Source organism: Rhizobium sp. RHZ01, assembly GCF_014851595.1.
Classification (GTDB): domain Bacteria; phylum Pseudomonadota; class Alphaproteobacteria; order Rhizobiales; family Rhizobiaceae; genus Rhizobium; species Rhizobium altiplani.
Genome location: NZ_JACUZZ010000143.1, coordinates 1 through 267, shown reverse-complemented (window position 1 = coordinate 267; position 267 = coordinate 1). Strand labels below are relative to the sequence as shown.

1 protein-coding gene is annotated in these 267 nt (G+C 67.4%); it reads left to right on the top strand.

The window, feature by feature from the left end; all coding sequences use genetic code 11:
- Positions 1–95: 95 nt before the first annotated feature.
- On the top strand, positions 96–267 hold a 172-nt coding region (locus IB248_RS31200), incomplete at its 3' end, for a cytochrome c-type biogenesis protein (RefSeq protein WP_192242265.1).

The window sequence follows — 267 nt, the reverse complement described above, 5'->3', positions numbered from 1 at the left end:
ATCGGCGGCTTCGTGTCGCTGAGCGACCGGCGCCTGCGTGTCGGGGCGCCGAACCGCAGGGCAAAGCCGCTGCGTCCTGCCATGGAGCCGGCCGAATGATGAGGCGTCTGCTCCTGGTGATAGCGATAGTTCTGTCGGCCGCGCCGGCCTTTGCCGTCAATCCGGACGAGGTTCTTGCCGATCCGGCGCTCGAGGCGCGCGCCCGGGCGATCTCCGCCGAACTGCGCTGCATGGTCTGCCAGAACCAGTCGATCGACGATTCCAATG